Genomic DNA, 19,459 nt, shown 5'->3' on the forward strand with positions numbered 1-19,459 from the left:
CCCCCGACCCGGCCCCGTCCACCACAACGGCAACGCCGCCGGGCACCACCGCCCCTGCCGCCACCGCCACAACGGGTGACGGCAAGACCGCTGATGATCAGGACTCCGGTTCGAACGAAATCTACCGGCTGGAAGCCATAGGCCACGTCCATATCTTTACCGATACCGATCAGGCATGGGGGGATAAGGCAGTTTATGATATGGACAAGGCCGTGCTGATCATGACCGGCAAAAACCTCCGGCTGACAACTCCGCAGGATGTGCTGACCGCGCGTGATTCCATGGAATACTACTCGCAGCAGCATATTTCCATTGGTCGGGGAGACGCCACCGTCACCACGGATGATCACAGGCAGATCCGGGCCGATGTGCTTGTAGGGTACAGTTCCCAGGTCGACACCCCCAAGACGGAAACTTCCGGCCAGAACAAAACCGGCACTTCGGATGACCCCCTTGCCTCCGGCTCCAACAAGCTGGAAAAGGTTAATGCCTTCGGCCATGTGTGGGTCCGCACCCAGACCGAAATCGTAACCGGCGATCGCGGCGTGTATGTACCGGATTCGGGCATAGCCCGCATTGTTGGCAACGTGCACATTACACGCGGGCCAAACCAGATTCAGGGGGCTGCGGCCATTATCAACATGCACACGGGTATCGCCACCATGACGGAACGGCCCGGTGGCCGGGTCAGCGGATTGATTGTTCCCAATAATGGCGATTCATCGGACAGGAAGTAACAATGAACCGGGAAGTAAGCTGGACGTCCGAAGAAACGGTGCGCGAAGAAGTTGTAAGCATTGGCCCAGAACCCATTGACCTGAGCGCCCCCCACAAGTCAGGCCACGGCCTGATCGCCCATGACCTTGGCAAAAGCTACAAAAAGCGTCAGGTGGTCAAAAACGTCTCGCTCGAAGTCCATCGGGGGGAAGCCGTTGGTCTGCTTGGCCCTAACGGCGCGGGCAAAACCACCAGTTTTTACATGATTGTAGGGCTGGTCCAGCCCGATACCGGCACCATTACGCTGGATGGGGCCGACATTACCCAGCTCCCCATGTACCGGCGCGCACGCCTTGGCATTGGTTACCTGCCGCAGGAAGCCAGCATTTTTCGGGGCCTGAATGTGGAGCAGAACATTATGGCGGCACTGGAGGTGGTTGAACCCGACCCCGACCAGCGGCAGGTCATGCTGGATGGGCTGCTCAACGAGTTTGGCATTACCCGCCTGCGCCACTCCCCATCCCTCGCCCTGTCCGGTGGGGAGCGCAGACGGCTGGAAATCGCACGCGCTCTGGCCAGCCAGCCGCATTACATCCTGCTTGACGAACCTCTGGCCGGGATTGACCCCATTGCCGTGGGCGAAATCCGTGATCTGGTTTCCCACCTCAAGGACCGCGGGATCGGGGTGCTGATTACCGACCACAACGTGCGTGAAACACTCGAAGTGATTGACCGCGCCTACATCATGCATAGCGGACAGGTGCTGATGCAGGGTGTGCCGGAAGAAATTGTCGCGCATGAGGACGTCCGGCGCGTTTATCTGGGCGACAGCTTCTCGCTCTAGCCCGGCACCCGCAGCAGACATGGTGGAACCGGAGGATACAGGGCTCTGATGCCCCCCGGCTTTGTTCAGGCCAGCATACCCTGCGTGTCCAGCAGGTTGGAAGGGCCTTCCTCCAGCACTTGGGCCTTATCCCCCACGCTGATCAGCCCACCTTTTTCCACCACTGCATTCTGCGCAAACATAACTCCACCCTGCGCACGCCGGAAGCTGGCCAGTGTGGCCAGTGGTTCCTTGGGGTTGGGCACCTGCGCCGTATTCTGGTCGATGGATGTAACCACACAGCGCGAGCACGGGGCGAGCACACGCACCACAACACTCCCGCCAATGGATAAACGCCTCCACCCGTCCTCCGCCCAGGGCTGTGCGCCACTCAGCACAATATTGGCCCTGAAGCGGGTCATGGGCACCCCCTGCCCAGCGGGCAGGCGTGTATTCAGCTCATCCAGCGAGGCGGTGTTGGCCAGCAGGAGCGGGTAGCCATCCGCAAACGAAACAGGGCGTTGCTGCGCGCCAAGCTGGCGGATACGTGCCAGCTCTGGCCGGTGCATCCACACCAGACGGCACGGTTGCCCCAGCGCCTGTTCCAGCCATGCCGCGACCATATCGCCCGCATCCCGCGCCTGTACCTGATCCTTCCAGACCGTCACCACCGCCATGGGGGCTTCGGAGCCGGGAAAACGCACCGGGCAGGGCTGCATGCGCGCACGGGTGAGCGTAAGCCCCTCCGCCGTGGGAATAGGTGTCACCAGCGCCATGGCGCGGCAGGTGCGCTGGGTTATGAACCTGCCATCGGGGTCCACCACCATCCACCGGCGGTCACCATCCAGCCCCCAGGGACTGAGCATGGCCATGGGGGGAGAAAGCCCATGCAATCCCTTGACCGGGTAGATATGCAGGCTGGTCACGCATAGTTCACTCACACCCTATCTCCAGTTCAGGCACTCAGGGATGCTGCGCCGCAACCCCCGGCAGAACCGGAGGAACCGCCACAGCCAGCGGTGGCGGTGGAAGCATGGTTATGGGGGGTGCTGGTGGCGCTGCCTGTCTGGGGGTGACCACAACAGTTACCGGAATATCCACCCGCTCCATGACCGGGCGTATTTTCTGGTGTGTAACATGCCACATAAAGCCGCCATACAACGCCACAAGGGCCGCAAGGCACCCCAGCTTGATCTGCCACCCCCAGCCACGCGGCATTTTGGGCATATGCTCAGGTGGAGCGGAACGTAAAAGCATGGTGGGCAAATATCCGGATGACAACGTGTAAGACCTGCATATCCTGTGTAGGCACAGGGTGGGGCTGGCGACAAGCCTGCCATGCGCCTTTATATTTCTATCCAACGCCCCGGCCATGCAACCAGCGGGCAAAGCTTTGCATTATATCTGTAATAAAGGCATGGACATAAACACCTTACCCATGCCCAAATACAGGGTGAAACATTGCAGGCCCCGCCTGCAATGCCACACAGGCCAGTCCATTGCTCCGCAGTGTCGCCTGAAGGCGCACTGAAGCTGCTTCGAGGATGGACCGTCCTGCCAGTCGCAAGGAACGATGTCCTATGCATATTCAGGTTTCCGGTAAACAGATTGATCTTTCCGACGCCCTGAAACATCGGGTTAACACCCATCTGGGCAATCTTGCAGAGCGATATTTTGATACAGGGCTACAGGCGCAGGTCACCTTTGGTAAAGCCCGTTCCTTTTTTACATGCGACATCAACGTAAAGGCCGGTCGTGGTCTGGTCCTGCGCGGAGAAGGCGAGGCCGCAGATGCCAATGCCGCCTTTGATGACGCTGCCGAGCACATTGCCAAGCGCCTGCGCCGTTACCACAAGCGCGTAACCTCCCACGCCCGTTCCACCACCCGGCAGGAACTGCCCGAACGCGCACGTTCCTATATTCTGCAACCCATAGAAGAAGAACTCGAAACAGACACGCCCTCCTCCGCCCCCCTGACAGCGGATGAGGAAACCTTTGCCACCATTATTGCCGAACAGCCTGCGGATATTCCCGTGCTCTCGGTGGGTGAGGCCGTGATGCGGCTGGATCTGGCGGGCCAGAACTTCCTGCTTTTCCGCAATTCGGCCAGCCGCCATATCAGCCTTGTTTACCGCCGGGACGATGGCAATATCGGCTGGCTGGACACAGCCCCGCTGGATGCCCCTCCAGCCTGATCTGGCGGGCCATGACCCTAATAAAAAAGGACCGGCGCAAACCGGTCCTTTTTTTATAATCCCGTCATCACGGGTTACTGGAGAGAGGCTGGCACCATGTCATTCTGCACAATGGCGCCCCATGCTGTTTCCATGTCATCCACCACGGCCAGCAGCGACCCGTCGGCTGCATAAATGGCGCAGCCTTCCTCGCCGTCCTCCAGAGTAGCCGGGCGCGTATAGGCAACCTTGCTCAGCCCAAGGGAGCGGAACTGCATATCCGAAAGTTGCCGCACATCCGCCACACGTTCGGCCTGCGGCAGGCCAGCTTGCATGTAACCACCCTGCATGCTGCTTTTCATTGCGTCCTCCTTTCGGGTTTCAACTACCATCCACATCCATAACCGGATGCAGCATACGCGGCGTGGGCCGGGGCTTAACGCCAGTGCTCGCACCAGCCTGCCCTTTTTGCCCACCCTGCATAATTTCGATCTGCTTGACCCTGACCTCGGGCTGAGGGCGGAACAGGTCAATATGCAGCAGCCCGTTATCCAGCCATGCTCCGCCGATTTCTATTCCCTCGGCCAGCACAAACGCCTTCTGGAACTGGCGGGAGGCAATACCACGATGCAGGTAAACACGCTCTTCCCCCTCTTCCGCCTGACGCCCACGGATAACAAGCTGGTTGTCCTCTTGCGTGATCTGGAGATCTTCCATCCGAAAACCGGCAACCGCAAGGGTAATACGCAGGCCGTTGGGGGCTATCTGCTCTATGTTGTAAGGTGGATACCCGTCACCCGAACCCTTACTGGCGCGCTCCAGCATCTGTTCCAGATGATCAAAACCCAAAAACATGGGCGAGCCAAAAAGCCTGCCTGACATCGTACAAGCCTCCTCCTTTCTGAGCGAGACGTATAAAACCGGACCCGCCACGGCATCCGGTCTCTTCACGATATGGGATAGAAGCGGGCACACGCAACCCTGTGTCCCGCTTCATTATGGCCTGATGGGCACACACTGTGGTCTGCACGCCATATTGTGGCGGCAAAGTTACAGATTTTTTGTATCAGAAAGGCTTTTCATGCCGTTTTGTGCTGGCATCCACCACAACGGAACGCTAAATCCGGCTGTATGACAAACGCAGCCCTGACAGACGCCGTATTTTCCGCTGCCTCGGATAAAGCGGCCCCCCTGACCATCCTGACGCCGCCCCACCCCGTGCTGCGCCAGAAAGCCAGACTGGTCAAACCCGAAGACATGGCGGAAATCCAGAAGGTTCTCCCCGGCATGTTTGCGGCCATGTATCAGGCCCCCGGCATTGGACTGGCCGCCCCGCAGGTTGGCCTGAGCCAGCGGTTTGTTCTGATTGATCTGGGCGAAAAAGAAAACCGCGAGCCCATGATCCTGATCAACCCGGAAATTGTGGCCGAAACGGAAGAAATGACCACACGGGAAGAAGGCTGCCTTTCCCTCCCCAGCCAGTACGCCGAAGTGGTCCGCCCCGAAAAAGTGCGTGTGCGCTGGCAGACCATTCATGGCGACAGACAGGAGCGCGATGTGGATGGGCTGCTGGCTACCTGCATCCAGCACGAGCTTGACCACCTTGAGGGGGTTCTGTTTGTGGACCACCTGTCCGCCCTGCGCCGCAACATGATCCTGCGCCGTCTGGCCAAGGACCTGAAACGCAACTAAGTGGAAAAATCCCGCCCGATGCGTCTTGTTTTCATGGGTACGCCAGATTTTGCCGTACCCGCCCTAAAAGCACTCCATGCCGCCGGGCACGATATTGTTGCCGTATATTCCCAGCCCCCCCGCCCGGCCGGGCGGGGCAAGGCGCTACGTGCATCCCCCGTGCAGCAGGCCGCACAGGAGCTTGGCCTGCCTGTGCGCCACCCGCTTTCACTGCGCAAGAATCCGCAGGAATGGGAAGAGTTTGCAGCACTGGAGGCCGATGCCGCCATTGTTGCTGCGTACGGGCTGATCCTGCCCCAGACCATGCTGGACGCTCCCCGGCTGGGCTGCCTGAACATCCATGCCAGCCTGCTGCCCCGCTGGCGGGGAGCATCCCCGATCCAGAGTTCCATTCTGGCCGGAGATACCCAAAGTGGTGTGACCATCATGCAGATGGAAGCCGGGCTGGACACAGGCCCCATGCTGCTGCGTGAGGCCGTACCCATTACAGACAAGACAACCGCCTCCACCCTGCACGACGCCCTGAGCACTCTGGGGGGAGAAATGGTGCTGCGGGTATTGCAGGACTTCCCCCCGACCGAATCCGACACGGCAGATACACAGGCCCGCATAGCCGCAAGCCGCCCGGCACGGCAGGTACAGCCAGATACAGGCGTAACCTACGCCCCCCGCCTGACGCGCGAAGACGGCCGTATTGACTGGACGCAGGACGCCACAACCATTGACCGTCAGATCCGTGCCCTCACGCCTTGGCCCGGCACCTTCACCACGCTGGAAGATGGTACTGTTATCAAAATCGGGGGGGGCATACCTCTGCCCCGCAACCCGGTTGCACAGCAGCCCGGCACGATTGTGGACGACCAGCTAACCGTGGCCTGTGCCACAGGCTGCATCCGCCTGACCCGCCTGCAACGCCCCGGTCGCGGCATGATGGAAGCCGATGCATTCCTGCGCGGGCAACCCCTGCCTGCGGGCACATGCCTTGGCACCCCCGCACCTGACAGCACCCCATGACCACCCCCGCCATCCAGCGCTGGGCTGTTCAACTGGAATATGACGGACGTGGGCTTGTCGGCTGGCAAAGGCAGGCTTCCGGCCTGTCTGTTCAGGCTTTGCTGGAAGAAGCCGCTTTTCGCCTTGCCGGTGGCAGGCCCGTGCCCAGCATTACAGCGGGACGCACGGATTCTGGCGTGCATGCGCTTGCGCAGGTCGCGCATCTGGACTTCCCGGCGGATGCCAGTTTTTCCAGCTATTCCGTGCGGGAGGGGTTGAGCTACCACCTTAAACCCCATGCCGTGGTTGTGCTGGATGCGGCCCCGGTCAGTCTGGACTGGAGCGCCCGGTTTTCTGCCACATGGCGTTCTTATCGCTACCGTATTCTCAACAGGCGCACACGCCCTGCTCTGGCCGAAGGCCATGTCTGGCATGTTAAATCCCCGCTGGATGTGCACCGCATGCAGCAGGCCGCCAACATGCTGCTCGGCCTGCACGATTTTACATCCTTCCGCGCCGTGGCCTGTCAGGCCAACAGCCCTGTCCGCACACTGGACCAGCTGGACATTACGCGTGAAGGGGATGAAGTGGTGGTGTTTGCCAAGGCCCGATCATTTTTGCACCATCAGGTCCGCAACATGGTGGGGACACTCAAAAAGGTGGGAACCGGCGCATGGGAGCCCGAACGGGTGGCTCTGGCTCTGGCTGCGCGCGACCGCAGTGCCGCTGGCCCCACAGCCCCGCCAGATGGCTTATACTTAAATGGTGTTGGCTATGAGCCAGACCCATTTGCCAGCCTGGTCCCACAAAACCGCACATAAGCCACCTTACCGGCGGTTCACATCCGGACCTTAAGGCAAAAAAGGTATCTCCCTTACTTTGCCTTAACAGTCACCATAGGCTGAAGCAGGTCGTGAATAACCATGTAATGCGGGGGCAGCAGTGCGGCCAGCCCATAGAGCGCGGCTGATGCCACCAGAATGGACACATACAGCAACGCAGCCCGACCGCCGGAAATACCCAGCCCCACCCTGGCCACAAACCATTGCAGCCACAGTTCATACGCTGCGGCACATAATGCCAGCGCCCCGATAAAAACCTGCTGGCGCGCGATGTCCGGCGTCATAACAGCCGCAATAACCGCACAGGCCAGCGAGATCAGCACCACAACCCAGCCACACCATGTTGCGGCTGTTATGTAGCGCAGCCAGAGTGCGCCACGCCCCCAGCGCTGGGCATAAAAATGGGAAATGACCGCAGGCAGAAACATGACGCAAAGGGAAAGGAGCAGCTTGATCGCGGACATGACTTTATCTGGCAGCAGGAAGACCTGAATCCCCCCCACCAGTATGCAGGCCAGCTGTGGCGCAAGGGCTGCGCCAAAGGCGTCTGGCGTGCCTTCAAAACAGGCCAGACCTTCCCGCTTGCCAGCGGCCAACTGCAACATGCCCTGCACTATACGCCGGACCGCGCCCAACTTGCCTGTATCTGGGATCACACCCCTACCCCTTTTAAAAAGGCTTCGTAAATCCGGGTCAGTTTTTCCATGTCGGCAACAGCGGCATGTTCATCCACCTTGTGGATACTGGCCCCGACCAGACCAAACTCCGCAACCGGGCAGTAACGGGCAATAAAGCGCGCATCCGACGTGCCCCCGCCCGTGTCCAGCTTGGGAGAAAGCCCGGTCACACCTGTAATGGCCTCTTGCAGCACGGCCATTTCCGCCCCTGGTGGAGCAAAAAAGGATTCGCCGCTCATGCTGATCTTCACCTGTGCGCGTGGTGCATGCTGGGCGCATACGGTTCTGATCCACCCACCAAGGGCCGCACCGGTGTGCAGGTCATTAAACCGGATGTTCAGCCGTGCTTCCGCCCGTGCGGGAATAAGATTGGTGGCCGTATTCCCCACATCCAGACTGGTGACCTGAAGGTTTGAGGGCTCAAAATACTCCGAACCATGGTCCAGCAGCGCAGCGCGCAGAGCGGCCAGCACCGCAAGCAGGCGATGCACGGGATTATCCGCCCGGTGCGGGTAGGCCACATGCCCCTGCGTACCCTCGACGACAATACGGGCGTTCAGGCTGCCACGGCGGCCTACCTTGACCATCTCGCCCAGTGTCTGAGGGTTTGTGGGCTCCCCCACCAGACAGTAATCGGGAATCTGGCCCTGTATGGCCATCCATTCCAGCACCTTCTGGGTGCCATAAGTGGCTGGGCCTTCCTCATCGCCTGTAATCAGCAGGCTGATGGACCCTTTGCCGACCCCGCTCTGTACCCGGCGCGCAATGGCAGCCACGCAGGCGGCAATACCGCCTTTCATGTCGCACGCACCGCGGCCATAGAGCACACCGTCCACAACATCGGCGGCAAAGGGAGGGTGCGTCCAGTCTGCCTCATTCCCGGCAGGCACTACATCCGTATGGCCTGCGTAGCAGATATGGGGCGCACCTTCCCCCAGACGGGCAAACAGGTTGGGGGTGCGTTCTGCCCCTTCACCAAAAGGCAGGTGCGTTACGGTAAAACCAAGGCGCTCCAGCATGGCCCCCAGCAGGCGCTGGGATTCACCGGGGTCGGGAGTAACAGACGGTTGACGGATGAGCAAACGGGCCACACCCAGCGGGTCTGTTAACGCCAGATCAGCCGGAAGTGGACCGGATGTGGCCTTTGTCATACGTCAGTCTCGTCCTTTACGTCTGGCGTGTTCAGTCGCGCAGCAGGTCGTTGATGGAGGTCTTGGACCGGGTGCGCTCATCAACACGCTTGACAATCACCGCACAGGCCAGTGCCGGGTTAGGGCGACCATCCGGGCCGACCGGATTGGAAGACGGCATGGTGCCCGGCACCACCACGGAATAGGCCGGTACGCGGCCCATGTAGATTTCGCCCGTTGCGCGGTCTACGATCTTGGTGGAAGCCCCAAGGAACACACCCATGGACAGGACGGAACCCCGTTCAACAATAACACCTTCGGCCACCTCGGAGCGGGCACCGATAAAGCAGTTGTCCTCGATAATCACCGGGGCAGCCTGCAACGGCTCCAGCACGCCACCAATGCCTGCGCCACCGCTGATATGGCAGTTCTTGCCAATCTGCGCACAGCTGCCAACAGTTGCCCACGTGTCCACCATGGTCCCGCTATCCACGCGGGCACCAACGTTGACAAAGCTCGGCATCAGCACAACCCCTGGAGCAATAAAGGCAGAACGGCGCACAACCGCACCGGGCACCACACGGAAGCCGGCCTTGTCAAAACGGGCCTGATCCCAGCCAGCGAACTTGAGGGGCACCTTATCATAAGCCGGAGCGCCTGCTGCGCCACCGGGCTGAACAATGCTGTCATTCAGACGGAAGGAGAGCAGTACGGCTTTTTTCAGCCATTCATGCACAACCCAACCATCTTCCTGCGGGGCAGCCACACGCAGGCGACCTGAATCCAGCCCTTCAAGCGCTGCTTCAATGGCGTCACGGTCTTTACCCACGGTTGCGGAAGAAATGCGGTCACGCTCTTCCCACAAGGTTTCAATGTGAGCGCGGAGGGTTTCGTCTGTCATGGCACACCAATCAGAAACATGAAAAATAAACCCGGACGACAGGCCCGCCCGGCAACAAAAGAGGAAAAGACCATGCGGACAGGGGCCTGTCCTGTCAACGTCAGGTCTTGTTCTGTCACCCCTGCCCGCGCAGCCTTATTCCGCGCGGATCAGCGTGCCCGAGCCCGAGGCCGTAAACAGTTCCAGCAGGCAGGCATGGGGCATGCGGCCATCAATGATAACAGCCCCGCTTGCGCCACCCTGCACAGCCTCGATGCAGGTTTCCACCTTGGGGATCATGCCGCCGGTAATCACCCCTTCCTCAATGGCCTGACGCGCCTGTGCTGCGGTCAGTTCGGGAATAAGATTGCCCTGCCTGTCCAGCACGCCGGGAACATCGGTCAGCATCAGCAGGCGGGTGGCATGCACGGCCCCCGCCACGGCACCCGCTGCGGTATCGGCATTAATGTTATAGGTCTCGCCATCTTCACCAAGACCTACCGGAGCAATAACCGGAATAAGCCCCGAACCGGAGAGCGCATAGATCACACGCGGGTCAACCTTGACCGGTTCCCCCACAAAACCCAGATCCAGCACACGCTCGATCTGGCTGTCCATATCCCGCACGGTGCGCCGCATCTTGCGGGCGGTGATCATCTTGCCATCCTTGCCCGAAATCCCGACGGCAAGAGCCCCGGCCTCGCAGATCAGCTCGGCCACCTGCTTGTTGACCGAACCCGCCAGAACCATCTCGATCACATCCACCACATTGGCGTCCGTAACCCGCAGCCCGTCAATGAAGTGGGAGGGAATATCCAGCCGCTTGAGCATCTGGTTGATCTGCGGGCCACCCCCATGCACCACAACCGGGTTAATGCCCACCTGCTTGAGCAGGGCAATATCCCGCCCGAAGGTTTTGGCCAGCCCTACATCCCCCATTGCGTGGCCACCGTACTTGACCACAATGGTATCCCCCGCGTAGCGCCGCAGATACGGCAGGGCATTGGCCAGCACGGCAGCTTCATGCAAAGCATCATGCTTGTCGCCGGTAGAAGGAAGTCTCGGTTCAGTCATGCTGTGAAAATCCTGCCGTCGTCTGTCCATAATCCCTGATCACGCCAGGGCAAACTCTGCCAGTTCCGCCCGCAATGCCTCAATACCCAGCCCGGTCTGGCTGCTGGTAAGAGAAAGATGCGGAAAAGCGGCTGCATGGCGTGCAATTTCAGCCTCTACATCAGCCTGCTTGCGCGCCAGTGCAGTGGGCTTAACATCATCACACTTGGTCAGCACAACCTGAAAGCTGACAGCCGCACGGTCCAGAAGCTTCATAACCTCCTGATCATGCGTTTTCATTTCCACCCGTGCATCCAGCAGCAGGACGACCCTGCGCAGGCTGGGGCGGCCACGCAGGTAATCGAACATCATTTCCTGCCAGTCTTCCTTTACGGACTTGGCAGCGCGGGCATAGCCGTAACCGGGCATGTCCACCAGCATCAGGCGCTGTGCGAGATCAAAGAAGTTGAGCTGCTTGGTCCGCCCCGGCTCGGACGAGGCGCGGGCCAGCGTCTTGCGCCCTGTAAGGGTATTGATCAGGCTGGACTTGCCTACATTGGAGCGGCCGGCAAATGCGATTTCTGGCAGTGTCTGCGGTGGCAACTGGCCCAGCTTCTGGGCACCAAACACAAAATCGCATGAACCGGCAAAAAGCCGCCGCCCTTCTTCCAGAGCGGCGGCGATGTCTGCTTCGTCCTTCAGTTCGCGGAAAGAAGGCTCTTGATACGTCATTTTTTGGCAACCAGTTGGGGCTTGGCGTCCGCTGCCTTGAGCCGACCCATGATGATAATCTGCTGTATGGCGGTCAGCACGTTGCTCCAGCAGTAGTAAATGACCAGCCCCACCGGCTGCCGCGCCATGAAGAAGGTAAACAGCAGCGGAATGAACATCATCACCTTCTGCTGTGCGGGATCCATGCTGGTGGAACTGGCGCTGACCTTCTGCATGACAAACATGGTCGCACCGTAAATGATGGGCCACGCCCCAAGCGTGAGCATGGGCAGGATCTGTGCCGGATCAAAGGGGATCAGTCCGAACAGATTGAAGATATTGGTCGGGTCCTGAGCAGAAAGGTCCTTCACCCAGCCGATAAAGGGCGCATGCCGCATTTCAATCGTGACATACAGGTCCTTGTAAAGGCACCAGAACACGGGAGCCTGAATGAACAGAGGCAGGAAGCCACCAAACAGGCTGACATTTTCCTTGCGATACAGCATCATGATCTGCTGCTGCATCACCACCGGATCATCCTTGTGGCGTGCCCGGATCAGGTCCACCTGCGGCTTCAGGCGGGAGGTCTTCCAGGTCATGCGCATCTGCTTGATGGTCAGCGGCAGGAAGGCCACCTTCACGATAACCGTAAAGGTCAGCAGGGCCAGACCAAAGCTGCCCAGATGGCTGTTCAGCCAGTCCAGCACAAAAAACACAGGACGGGTCAGGAAGGAAAGCCACCCGAAGTCCACGGCCTTCCAGAACATCGGAATATGCAGGTCGTGCTCATACTGCTCAAGCAGCCGCACTTCCTTGGCCCCTGCAAACACATGCGCCTGCGTGGAAATGGTCTGCCCCGCACCTACCTGCATGGGAGCGGTTGCCGTAAACCCGACCTGATACTGCGTCTGCGCAGCCTGCCACGTATACGTCCCCACCACGCTGGCAGCCTGATCGGGCACAATGGCCATAAGCCAGTACTTGTCGGTAATCCCGGCCCAGCCACCTGTGCCCTGATGGCTCCAGGCCACGTTTTCAGGCGGCACACCATCATTACGGACGGACTTGTAGGACCCTTCGTTCAGGCGGCCATCAATGACCGAAATCGGGCCTTCATGCACCAGCATGCCGCCGGTTTCTTCCGGCGTGTAACCACGGTTCACACGGTAGTAGGGGTACAGGGCAATGCTCTGCCCCGTTGCATTGTGTACGCGCTGGGTGACCGTGAACATATAGTCCTTGTCCACCCCAAGAGCGACTTCAAACGTCAGCCCTGCGCCGTTGTCCCAACTCAGGGTCAGCGGGTGTTCGCCATCAAGCTGCGTGCCAGAGGCTTTCCACAATGTGTGGGCGTTAGGCAGGGCGACCGGCACATCGGACGATGCGGCACGCCAGCCAAAATCCACATAATCAGCCCGCTTGGTATCCACAGGGCTGAGAACGCGTACGTCCGGGCTGTTGGGCTTTACGGTTTCGCGGTACTGCTTGAGCACCAGATCATCCAGCCGGGCACCACGCAGGTTGATGCTCCCCTGAACGGACGGCGCATTAATGGCAATACGGGTATCCGGCCCATCAGGCACATCCGCCACCGCCGCACTGGCCGCCTGCACGGTTGCTGCCTGACCCGCGCCAGCCACAGCCGCCGAGGCCGGAGCCGTCTGGCTGGCCACATTCTGCGTTACCTGCGGAGCAGGCTGGTGTGCCGGAGCCTGGGGAAAGAAGTAATCAAACCCGATAAGGACCAGAGCTGACAACAGCGTTGCCAGTATGAGACGTTTTGAATCCATGAGCTCTGGCCTACAGGCCCCCTGCACATAACAAAAGTGGAAAACTCAACACCCACCCCAAGGGGCGGTCTTGAACGGCACAACCGTGTTCCAGCGCAGGATTGACAGGAATGCAAGACGGGACATTCACGACTCCCGCATACAGAGTTTCAACGCTTTCCGAAAATCGGCCACCAGTGCGTCAAAAGAGCGGTCGCGCGTGGCACCCCGCCCTATCAGCACCAGATCAAGCCCATTTAACGGTGTATCGGCTTCCACTCTGCGCACAACCTCACGCAACCTGCGGCGCACCCGGTTACGCACCACGGCATTCCCGACTTTTTTGGTTACCGTGAAACCAACACGCGCAGGGTCCGAATCGGGCCGCCTGAAAAGCTGAAGGACAAGACCAGACACTGGAGCTTTTCGCCCCTTGGCCGCCATGAAGAGAAATTCTTTTCTCTTCTTTAGCCGCATGGACGCTTGCGCCCCTGCTGCTGGCTGCTCCTGACCTTCAGACCAGTCCATCAAAACCGGACTGCCGGGCAACGCTTACGCGGAAAGACGCTTGCGGCCCTTGGAACGACGGTTTGCCAGAATACGACGGCCGCCAACGGTAGCCGAACGGGTGCGGAACCCGTGACGACGCTTGCGGACCAGCCGGGACGGTTGATAAGTGCGCTTCATGGCTGCACTCCCTTCAGTTTGAATATGCTTCGCCAGTGGCCGCAGTACGAGCCACTCTCTCTTGAAGTCGCGGCTTATAAAGTTCAGATAGAAGAACGTCAATGTGCAGCGCAGAGTCGCACGCCCATTCCCCGCACGATCACCCGCATGATGGAAGGCCGTATGCCTCTCTCCTCCACCCGCTTCTGGGCCATTCCGGCCATTATCGGCCTGCCTGTTCTGGCCTGCCTGCTGGCTGTGGAGATAGACGCGCCGCATAGGCTTACCCCCGTAATTGTGGGGCTCGCAGGGGCCTGTGCGGCATGGATAGCGACACGTCAGTCTGGACCCGCCCCTACCAGACAGGAAGACGCCTCACCCAGCCCTGTCGCAGCCTCAGGGGAGAACGACCCCAAGCTGCGCCATGACATTCGTGGTATTATTTCGCCCGTTATGCTGGTTGCGGATCAACTGGCGCTCAGCCCGGACCCTGCGACAAAAAAAGCGGCCGAAACCATTAATGATTCGCTGGACCGCCTGACTGCCCGCCTCAAGCAGCGCAAAACGGATTAAACGCTGCCTTACGGGCGTTCGATCAGTTCCACCTTGTAACCGTCCGGGTCTTCCACAAACGCAATGATGCTGGTTCCAAACTTGACTGGCCCGGCAGGCCGCACCACCTTGCCACCCCCTGCGCGAACACGTTCCACAACAGCGGCAACGTCAGCCACGCCTATGGCAAAATGCCCAAACCCTGTACCAACCTCGTACCCATCGTCCTGCCCCCAGTTATAGGTCAGTTCAATTTCCGCCTGACCTGCTGCGTTATCTGCAAAGCCAATAAAAACAAGGGTGTATTTGCCTTCTGGCACATCACGGCGACGCAACTCGCGCATACCCAGCAGCGTGTAGAATGCCAGACTCTGCTCCAGATTACGAACACGCACCATCGTATGCAAAAAACTGGACATAATGTTCCTCCCCTCAGCTTAACAAAGAACTCTTTTACGCCGTTATTCCACGCAATGCAGTTCTGCCGGATCTATGGCGATCAGGAACAAACCCAGCCTTTCGGCCTCCGCCACACAGGCGGCACGGTCTGTTAACAGGGTGTTCCCGGCCTCAAACGCAATCCCGCGCAAGCCTGCCGCATGTGCATTCCGCAGGGTTGTCGGCCCTATGGTGGGCATATCGGCTCTTTTTTCCTGCCCCGGCTTGAGCAGCTTGACTAGCACACCGCCATCTCCGGGCTGCCGACACACCCCTGAGCGCGCCAGCATGGCATCCGTACCCTCCATAGCCTCCACGGCCAGCACAACGCCGTTCTGCACCACACAGCCCTGCCCTATATCCAGCCGACCGAGTGCCTGGGTAACGGCTACGCCGTGCTTGATATCTGCCAGAGCCTGCGCATCCGGCCTTGACTGGCCCAGCACACCTGCCTCAGCCACGGAGTGGGATAAAAATTCATGTGCGCCACGCACCTGAAAACCCTCTTCCCCCAGAATACGCACAAGGGCTGCCAGCAGGCCGTCATCCCCTGCGAACAGGGCTTTGCCAAGACGCGCCAGAATACGGGCCCCCTCGGCATCGGGGTAAAGGCTACGCAGGGAAGGACGGCGGATAGGACCGATCAGCACCAGATCGGAACAGGCATGGGCACGTAACAGGCTCAACATGCGGCCCGCAGCCCCCAGACGCACACATTCATGCGGCCAGGGTGCTAGCGTGGCAGGGTCGGCAAACCCCTCAAATCCAATAATAAAAACAGGTCGGCCCGCGGCATGCGCTGCCTCTGCCACTCTGGCTGGCAGAGGACCTCCCCCTGCCAGAATGCCAACCGCTGTTGGCGGGGCACTCACGCGCCTTCGGTTTCCGCCTGATCAGCAGCGCCACCCCGTGCAGGGCGCACGAGCCCGCGATGGCTGGGAGCATCAATAAAATCCAGAATTTCCCGAATCCGGCCATTATCTCCAAAAGTCTGACGCACATGCGCCAATCGTGCCTGAAAGGACAGATCGCCACAGACTTTGGGATACAGGGTAAAAAAGGCTTTGCGCATCAACTGGATTTCGACCGACTGCACACCGTTACGGCGCAGCCATATCCAGTGCAGGCCAATCAGTCTGGCACGGTTACCCAGTACACTCCCATAAGGAATAACATCGGCCTCAACACCGGCCACTCCGCCCACGAGCGCGGCATGCCCGATCCTGACAAACTGGTGAATGGCGGCAGACCCCATGACCCGTGCATCGTTGCCAATCGTCACATGGCCACCCATGACCACATTGTTGACAATGATCACACGGTCACCCAGCACGCAATCATGCGCGACATGCGCATTGGCCATGATGAGCACATCCTGACCAACACGCGTAACGCCAGACCCTGTGGCCGTCCCCCGATGAATGGTCACATGCTCACGCACAACCGTACGGGCCCCGACCTCGCACCGGGTTGGCTCGCCTTTGTATTTGAGATCCTGTGGCGCCATACCCACCGTGCAGAACGGAAAGTAGCGCGAATACGCACCCAGATGGGTATGCCCATCCACAACAACGTGGGAGATCAGTTCCACCCCGTCATCCAAAACTGCATTTGGCCCAACAGAGCACCACGGACCAATAACCACGCCTTGCCCAAGCTTTGCCCCCGGGGCAACCAGAGCCGTTGGATGAACAAGCGTCTGCCTGGCTTCCTCTACAGCGTGCACCACTTCAGTTCCTTATATTCCGCCTGACCTGCAACACAGAAACACTGGGCGCATGCTCCAGACTGCCGGCCGGTAAAAGCGAACCGGGCTGAAGCATATCTTGAGCCAACCGGCACACCAAGCGTAAAAATCACCCCATGATCATGGCGCTAAAGGTTGCTTCTGCAACCACAACACCATCAACACGCGCTTCCCCACGGAACTTCCATACATTGGAGCGGTGCCGTTCCTTGACCACATGGATACGCAGCTGGTCACCCGGCTCTACGGGGCGGCGGAACTTTGCCCCTTCGATCGTCATGAAATAGACGAGCTTGCCCTCAAAGGCTTCCCCGAGCGACAGAACAACAAGCGTTGCCGCAGTCTGGGCCATGGCCTCCACAATAAGGACGCCGGGCATAACGGGCCGTCCGGGAAAGTGCCCCGGAAAAAACGGTTCGTTAACCGAGACATTCTTGATACCAGTTGCTTCTTCCCCCAGGACAATATCTTCCATCCTGTCGATCAGAAGGAAAGGATACCTGTGAGGAATCGCCTGCATGATACGGTTGACATCAATCCGTGCGATTGTCTTGCCGTCCTGCCGGGATTCTTGTTGTGTCTCCACGTCCCCTAAACCACCCTCTGTACCGGACCGCAATCCGGGATAAGTTCATACCTTGTCTGAATCGCCCTTGGCCGACCCAGACGCTTTTTTTGCCAACTTGCGCAGCACCGCCACGTTACGGAAAAACTCCCGGAACGGCATGGCGGGGCTACCTATGACATCTGCACCACTCTCTACATCCGACATGACGCCACACTGCGCACCAATGCGCGCCTTGGCACCAATACGGATGTGACCGATAAGACCGGCCTGAGCGGCAACCGTTACGTAGTCTTCGAGCACCGTGGAGCCAGAAATACCAGCCTGCGACACCACAATACAGCAACGCCCAAGCTGGGCATTATGCCCGATCTGGACCAGATTATCGAGCCGGGACCCCGCACCAATGACCGTGTCATTAACCGAGCCGCGATCAATGGTGCTGTTGGCACCAATTTCCACGTCATGCTCGATAATAACACGACCAAGCTGGGGTACACTCTCAAACCCCTCAGGCCCGACCGCAAACCCAAAACCTTCCTGCCCAATGCGCGCACCGGGCAGAATGGTAACGCGGTCCCCCACCAGAGCATGAGACAACGTCACCATGGAGCCAATGCGACATTCCGCACCAAGCTGCACACCGTGGTCCAAAACGGAATGAGACCCAATAATACAGCCAGCCCCAACCTGCACGTCAGGCCCGATAACCACAAAAGGTCCCACCTCCGCCGTGGGGTCTACAACCGCGGAAGGATCTACCACTGCGGAAGGGTGAACACCACCCTTGCCCGTCTGGCGTGGATGAAACAGCCGCGCAATGCGCGACCACGCCAGATACGGCGTGGCCGTTACAAGGGCTGCGGAATGTTCTGGCACCCTGTCCGCAAAAGCTGGGGCAACAATCACCAGACCAGCCTGTGTATGTTCCAGCAGTGGAGCATAGCGGCGGTTATCCAGAAAACTCACCTCACGCGCACGGGCCACCTGCAAGGGCGCTATGCCGACATACCCCTCCTGCGGAAAACTCCCCTGTCGGGGAGGTCGCAGGTCGGCACCGGCTGCTTCTGCCAGTACCGATGCATCAAAAGGTCCGACGCGCGTAAAAAAACGCGGATCAGCCGGGCCGGAAGACGCCCTGCAATCCACCATGCTTATTTTTTCCCGGCGGGGGTAGCAGGGGCCGCCGGAGCCGGACCGGACGCTACCATCTGCGGGTCCCCATCAGCCGTTGTAGGCATTTTGCCGGATTTTGCCAGTTCTTCGGGGTCTACATTGGCATCGGGAATGAAGACGCTAGGCAGAACCTTGTTCAGGTTTGCCGCCACTTCGTTCGTAATGTCCTGACCATCCACATGCAGGGCGACCTGCTCGCTATGCAGCACCAGGTTCATGCCGTGCGCGGCGGCAACTTTCTGGATAACCTGCACCAGTTCACGCTCGATCTGCCCCAGAGAAACCTGAGCCGCTTCCTGAATAATCCGGTTACGGTTGCGGAAGTCGCGCTGCGCCTTCATGACCTTGGCCTGAAGGCTGCGTTCACGGGTCTGGATCTGGTCAGATGTCAGGGATTTGGCCTGAGCCTGCAACGTCTGCTGCTCATCACGCCAGCCAGCCTGCTCATGCTGGAGATCCTGTGCCAGCGCATCGCGGCGGGCACCCAGAACACGTTCCACCTGCATGGCAGCAGAAGTCTGGCGCATAACGCCAGATACGCTGATCACACCAATAATGGTAGTGGGCGGAGGCGCTTCCTTGGCAATTTCAGGGGCGCTGGGAATAGGCGGCAAGGGCAGAACCGGAGGCGCCTGATCGGCTGCTTCCTGACTATCAGCCGCAGGCGCGGGCAATGCAACGGGAGCAGGAGCGGCATTACGGCTGGCAGGATGCGGTGCCTGTGCTGCAGGCTGGCTTTTGGGCACGAACCAGCCATTCCCACCTTCTGCCTGAGCAGCAGGGATGAGGGCTGCGGAAAAAGAAAGGCAAACAGCCCCCAGAAGGGCAGCTTTTGAACTGAAACGCATCATTAC

At 59.5% G+C, this 19,459-nt stretch carries 25 protein-coding genes; 7 read left to right on the forward strand and 18 right to left on the reverse strand.

The window, feature by feature from the left end; genetic code table 11:
- The coding region (locus AB2L51_RS08780; RefSeq protein WP_400921574.1) for a hypothetical protein at positions 1-737 on the forward strand (737 nt) is incomplete at its 5' end.
- Between the two features lie 2 nt (positions 738-739).
- A complete protein-coding gene (lptB, locus tag AB2L51_RS08785; RefSeq protein ID WP_395581076.1) occupies positions 740-1,561 on the forward strand; it encodes an LPS export ABC transporter ATP-binding protein in 822 nt (273 codons plus the stop codon).
- A 65-nt stretch (positions 1,562-1,626) separates the two neighbouring features.
- Here lptB and AB2L51_RS08790 read toward each other — a convergent pair whose 3' ends face one another.
- Together AB2L51_RS08790 and AB2L51_RS08795 are read right to left on the reverse strand one after the other, a co-directional pair.
- Positions 1,627-2,481 (reverse strand): MOSC domain-containing protein, encoded by an 855-nt coding sequence (locus AB2L51_RS08790; RefSeq protein ID WP_395581075.1) that lies wholly within the window; start codon positions 2,479-2,481, stop codon positions 1,627-1,629.
- A gap of 22 nt (positions 2,482-2,503) precedes the next feature.
- Positions 2,504-2,797 carry a hypothetical protein gene (locus AB2L51_RS08795; RefSeq protein WP_395581074.1) on the reverse strand — a complete coding sequence of 98 codons (294 nt, stop codon included), beginning with the start codon at positions 2,795-2,797 and terminating at the stop codon, positions 2,504-2,506.
- A gap of 323 nt (positions 2,798-3,120) precedes the next feature.
- Between AB2L51_RS08795 and hpf the strand changes: the two genes are divergently transcribed.
- The gene (gene hpf, locus AB2L51_RS08800) at positions 3,121-3,735 is read left to right on the forward strand and encodes a ribosome hibernation-promoting factor, HPF/YfiA family (protein WP_395581073.1); all 615 of its coding nucleotides are present in this window, start codon (positions 3,121-3,123) and stop codon (positions 3,733-3,735) included.
- A gap of 74 nt (positions 3,736-3,809) precedes the next feature.
- Here the strand turns inward: hpf and AB2L51_RS08805 are convergent, their stop codons facing one another.
- A complete protein-coding gene (locus AB2L51_RS08805) occupies positions 3,810-4,076 on the reverse strand; it encodes a hypothetical protein (protein ID WP_395581072.1) in 267 nt (88 codons plus the stop codon).
- Between the two features lie 19 nt (positions 4,077-4,095).
- Entirely contained in the window at positions 4,096-4,596 is a 501-nt protein-coding gene (locus AB2L51_RS08810) for an Hsp20 family protein (protein WP_395581071.1), read from the reverse strand.
- 249 nt (positions 4,597-4,845) lie between these two features.
- On the opposite strand from AB2L51_RS08810, the gene def reads away from it, so the two are divergent.
- The 3 genes from def to truA are packed head-to-tail and all read left to right on the forward strand — an operon-like array spanning position 4,846 to position 7,220.
- A complete protein-coding gene (gene def, locus AB2L51_RS08815; RefSeq protein ID WP_395581070.1) occupies positions 4,846-5,406 on the forward strand; it encodes a peptide deformylase in 561 nt (186 codons plus the stop codon).
- Positions 5,407-5,424: 18 nt separating this feature from the next.
- On the forward strand, positions 5,425-6,420 hold the full coding sequence (gene fmt, locus AB2L51_RS08820; protein ID WP_395581069.1) for a methionyl-tRNA formyltransferase: 996 nt from the start codon (positions 5,425-5,427) through the stop codon (positions 6,418-6,420).
- Positions 6,417-7,220, forward strand: a complete 804-nt coding sequence (gene truA / locus AB2L51_RS08825; RefSeq protein WP_395581068.1) for a tRNA pseudouridine(38-40) synthase TruA — start codon at positions 6,417-6,419, stop codon at positions 7,218-7,220. Before fmt ends, truA begins: the two co-directional genes overlap by 4 nt.
- Positions 7,221-7,273: 53 nt before the next feature.
- Here the strand turns inward: truA and AB2L51_RS08830 are convergent, their stop codons facing one another.
- The 8 genes from AB2L51_RS08830 to rpmH form a co-directional block, all read right to left on the reverse strand.
- Positions 7,274-7,897, reverse strand: a complete 624-nt coding sequence (locus AB2L51_RS08830) for a hypothetical protein (protein ID WP_395581067.1) — start codon at positions 7,895-7,897, stop codon at positions 7,274-7,276.
- On the reverse strand, positions 7,894-9,069 hold the full coding sequence (gene dapE / locus AB2L51_RS08835; protein WP_395581066.1) for a succinyl-diaminopimelate desuccinylase: 1,176 nt from the start codon (positions 9,067-9,069) through the stop codon (positions 7,894-7,896). The genes AB2L51_RS08830 and dapE overlap by 4 nt, the downstream gene beginning before the upstream one ends.
- 31 nt (positions 9,070-9,100) lie before the next feature.
- Positions 9,101-9,949, reverse strand: coding sequence for a 2,3,4,5-tetrahydropyridine-2,6-dicarboxylate N-succinyltransferase (dapD, locus tag AB2L51_RS08840; RefSeq protein ID WP_395581065.1), 849 nt, complete (start codon positions 9,947-9,949; stop codon positions 9,101-9,103).
- 135 nt (positions 9,950-10,084) lie between these two features.
- On the reverse strand, positions 10,085-11,002 hold the full coding sequence (argB, locus tag AB2L51_RS08845; RefSeq protein ID WP_395581064.1) for an acetylglutamate kinase: 918 nt from the start codon (positions 11,000-11,002) through the stop codon (positions 10,085-10,087).
- A 39-nt stretch (positions 11,003-11,041) separates the two neighbouring features.
- Positions 11,042-11,713: a ribosome biogenesis GTP-binding protein YihA/YsxC gene (gene yihA, locus AB2L51_RS08850; RefSeq protein WP_395581063.1), complete on the reverse strand. Its 672-nt coding sequence runs from the start codon at positions 11,711-11,713 to the stop codon at positions 11,042-11,044.
- Positions 11,710-13,482, reverse strand: a complete 1,773-nt coding sequence (yidC, locus tag AB2L51_RS08855; protein WP_395581062.1) for a membrane protein insertase YidC — start codon at positions 13,480-13,482, stop codon at positions 11,710-11,712. Before yidC ends, yihA begins: the two co-directional genes overlap by 4 nt.
- A gap of 126 nt (positions 13,483-13,608) precedes the next feature.
- Positions 13,609-13,989, reverse strand: coding sequence for a ribonuclease P protein component (gene rnpA, locus AB2L51_RS08860; protein ID WP_086645211.1), 381 nt, complete (start codon positions 13,987-13,989; stop codon positions 13,609-13,611).
- A gap of 24 nt (positions 13,990-14,013) precedes the next feature.
- On the reverse strand, positions 14,014-14,148 hold the full coding sequence (gene rpmH, locus AB2L51_RS08865) for a 50S ribosomal protein L34 (RefSeq protein WP_081774758.1): 135 nt from the start codon (positions 14,146-14,148) through the stop codon (positions 14,014-14,016).
- A gap of 24 nt (positions 14,149-14,172) precedes the next feature.
- Between rpmH and AB2L51_RS08870 the strand changes: the two genes are divergently transcribed.
- Entirely contained in the window at positions 14,173-14,700 is a 528-nt protein-coding gene (locus tag AB2L51_RS08870) for a hypothetical protein (protein ID WP_395581061.1), read from the forward strand.
- Positions 14,701-14,708: 8 nt separating this feature from the next.
- Here the strand turns inward: AB2L51_RS08870 and gloA are convergent, their stop codons facing one another.
- From gloA to AB2L51_RS08900, 6 genes are all read right to left on the reverse strand, one after another.
- On the reverse strand, positions 14,709-15,098 hold the full coding sequence (gene gloA / locus AB2L51_RS08875) for a lactoylglutathione lyase (protein ID WP_395581060.1): 390 nt from the start codon (positions 15,096-15,098) through the stop codon (positions 14,709-14,711).
- A gap of 42 nt (positions 15,099-15,140) precedes the next feature.
- The gene (locus tag AB2L51_RS08880) at positions 15,141-15,989 is read right to left on the reverse strand and encodes an LpxI family protein (protein ID WP_395581059.1); all 849 of its coding nucleotides are present in this window, start codon (positions 15,987-15,989) and stop codon (positions 15,141-15,143) included.
- Positions 15,986-16,843: an acyl-ACP--UDP-N-acetylglucosamine O-acyltransferase gene (lpxA, locus tag AB2L51_RS08885; protein WP_395581234.1), complete on the reverse strand. Its 858-nt coding sequence runs from the start codon at positions 16,841-16,843 to the stop codon at positions 15,986-15,988. Before lpxA ends, AB2L51_RS08880 begins: the two co-directional genes overlap by 4 nt.
- 130 nt (positions 16,844-16,973) lie before the next feature.
- Positions 16,974-17,450, reverse strand: coding sequence for a 3-hydroxyacyl-ACP dehydratase FabZ (gene fabZ, locus AB2L51_RS08890; protein WP_166111007.1), 477 nt, complete (start codon positions 17,448-17,450; stop codon positions 16,974-16,976).
- A 45-nt stretch (positions 17,451-17,495) separates the two neighbouring features.
- Positions 17,496-18,581, reverse strand: coding sequence for a UDP-3-O-(3-hydroxymyristoyl)glucosamine N-acyltransferase (lpxD, locus tag AB2L51_RS08895; protein WP_395581058.1), 1,086 nt, complete (start codon positions 18,579-18,581; stop codon positions 17,496-17,498).
- Positions 18,582-18,583: 2 nt separating this feature from the next.
- Positions 18,584-19,456 (reverse strand): OmpH/Skp family outer membrane protein, encoded by an 873-nt coding sequence (locus AB2L51_RS08900; RefSeq protein ID WP_395581057.1) that lies wholly within the window; start codon positions 19,454-19,456, stop codon positions 18,584-18,586.
- Positions 19,457-19,459: the final 3 nt, after the last annotated feature.

The organism is Acetobacter fabarum, assembly GCF_040702925.2.
GTDB classification, from domain to species: Bacteria; Pseudomonadota; Alphaproteobacteria; order Acetobacterales; family Acetobacteraceae; genus Acetobacter; species Acetobacter fabarum_B.

Coding starts and splice junctions, on each gene's coding strand:
- lpxD (WP_395581058.1), bottom strand. CDS start 18,581: ATGGTGGATTGCAGGGCGTCTTCCGGCCCGGCTGATCCGCGTTTTTTT.
- AB2L51_RS08795 (WP_395581074.1), bottom strand. CDS start 2,797: ATGCTTTTACGTTCCGCTCCACCTGAGCATATGCCCAAAATGCCGCGT.
- dapE (WP_395581066.1), bottom strand. CDS start 9,069: ATGACAAAGGCCACATCCGGTCCACTTCCGGCTGATCTGGCGTTAACA.
- AB2L51_RS08810 (WP_395581071.1), bottom strand. CDS start 4,596: ATGTCAGGCAGGCTTTTTGGCTCGCCCATGTTTTTGGGTTTTGATCAT.
- hpf (WP_395581073.1), top strand. CDS start 3,121: ATGCATATTCAGGTTTCCGGTAAACAGATTGATCTTTCCGACGCCCTG.
- truA (WP_395581068.1), top strand. CDS start 6,417: ATGACCACCCCCGCCATCCAGCGCTGGGCTGTTCAACTGGAATATGAC.
- lptB (WP_395581076.1), top strand. CDS start 740: ATGAACCGGGAAGTAAGCTGGACGTCCGAAGAAACGGTGCGCGAAGAA.
- AB2L51_RS08805 (WP_395581072.1), bottom strand. CDS start 4,076: ATGAAAAGCAGCATGCAGGGTGGTTACATGCAAGCTGGCCTGCCGCAG.
- gloA (WP_395581060.1), bottom strand. CDS start 15,098: ATGTCCAGTTTTTTGCATACGATGGTGCGTGTTCGTAATCTGGAGCAG.
- dapD (WP_395581065.1), bottom strand. CDS start 9,949: ATGACAGACGAAACCCTCCGCGCTCACATTGAAACCTTGTGGGAAGAG.
- def (WP_395581070.1), top strand. CDS start 4,846: ATGACAAACGCAGCCCTGACAGACGCCGTATTTTCCGCTGCCTCGGAT.
- yihA (WP_395581063.1), bottom strand. CDS start 11,713: ATGACGTATCAAGAGCCTTCTTTCCGCGAACTGAAGGACGAAGCAGAC.
- rnpA (WP_086645211.1), bottom strand. CDS start 13,989: ATGGACTGGTCTGAAGGTCAGGAGCAGCCAGCAGCAGGGGCGCAAGCG.
- AB2L51_RS08900 (WP_395581057.1), bottom strand. CDS start 19,456: ATGATGCGTTTCAGTTCAAAAGCTGCCCTTCTGGGGGCTGTTTGCCTT.
- yidC (WP_395581062.1), bottom strand. CDS start 13,482: ATGGATTCAAAACGTCTCATACTGGCAACGCTGTTGTCAGCTCTGGTC.
- fmt (WP_395581069.1), top strand. CDS start 5,425: ATGCGTCTTGTTTTCATGGGTACGCCAGATTTTGCCGTACCCGCCCTA.
- rpmH (WP_081774758.1), bottom strand. CDS start 14,148: ATGAAGCGCACTTATCAACCGTCCCGGCTGGTCCGCAAGCGTCGTCAC.
- argB (WP_395581064.1), bottom strand. CDS start 11,002: ATGACTGAACCGAGACTTCCTTCTACCGGCGACAAGCATGATGCTTTG.
- AB2L51_RS08870 (WP_395581061.1), top strand. CDS start 14,173: ATGCTTCGCCAGTGGCCGCAGTACGAGCCACTCTCTCTTGAAGTCGCG.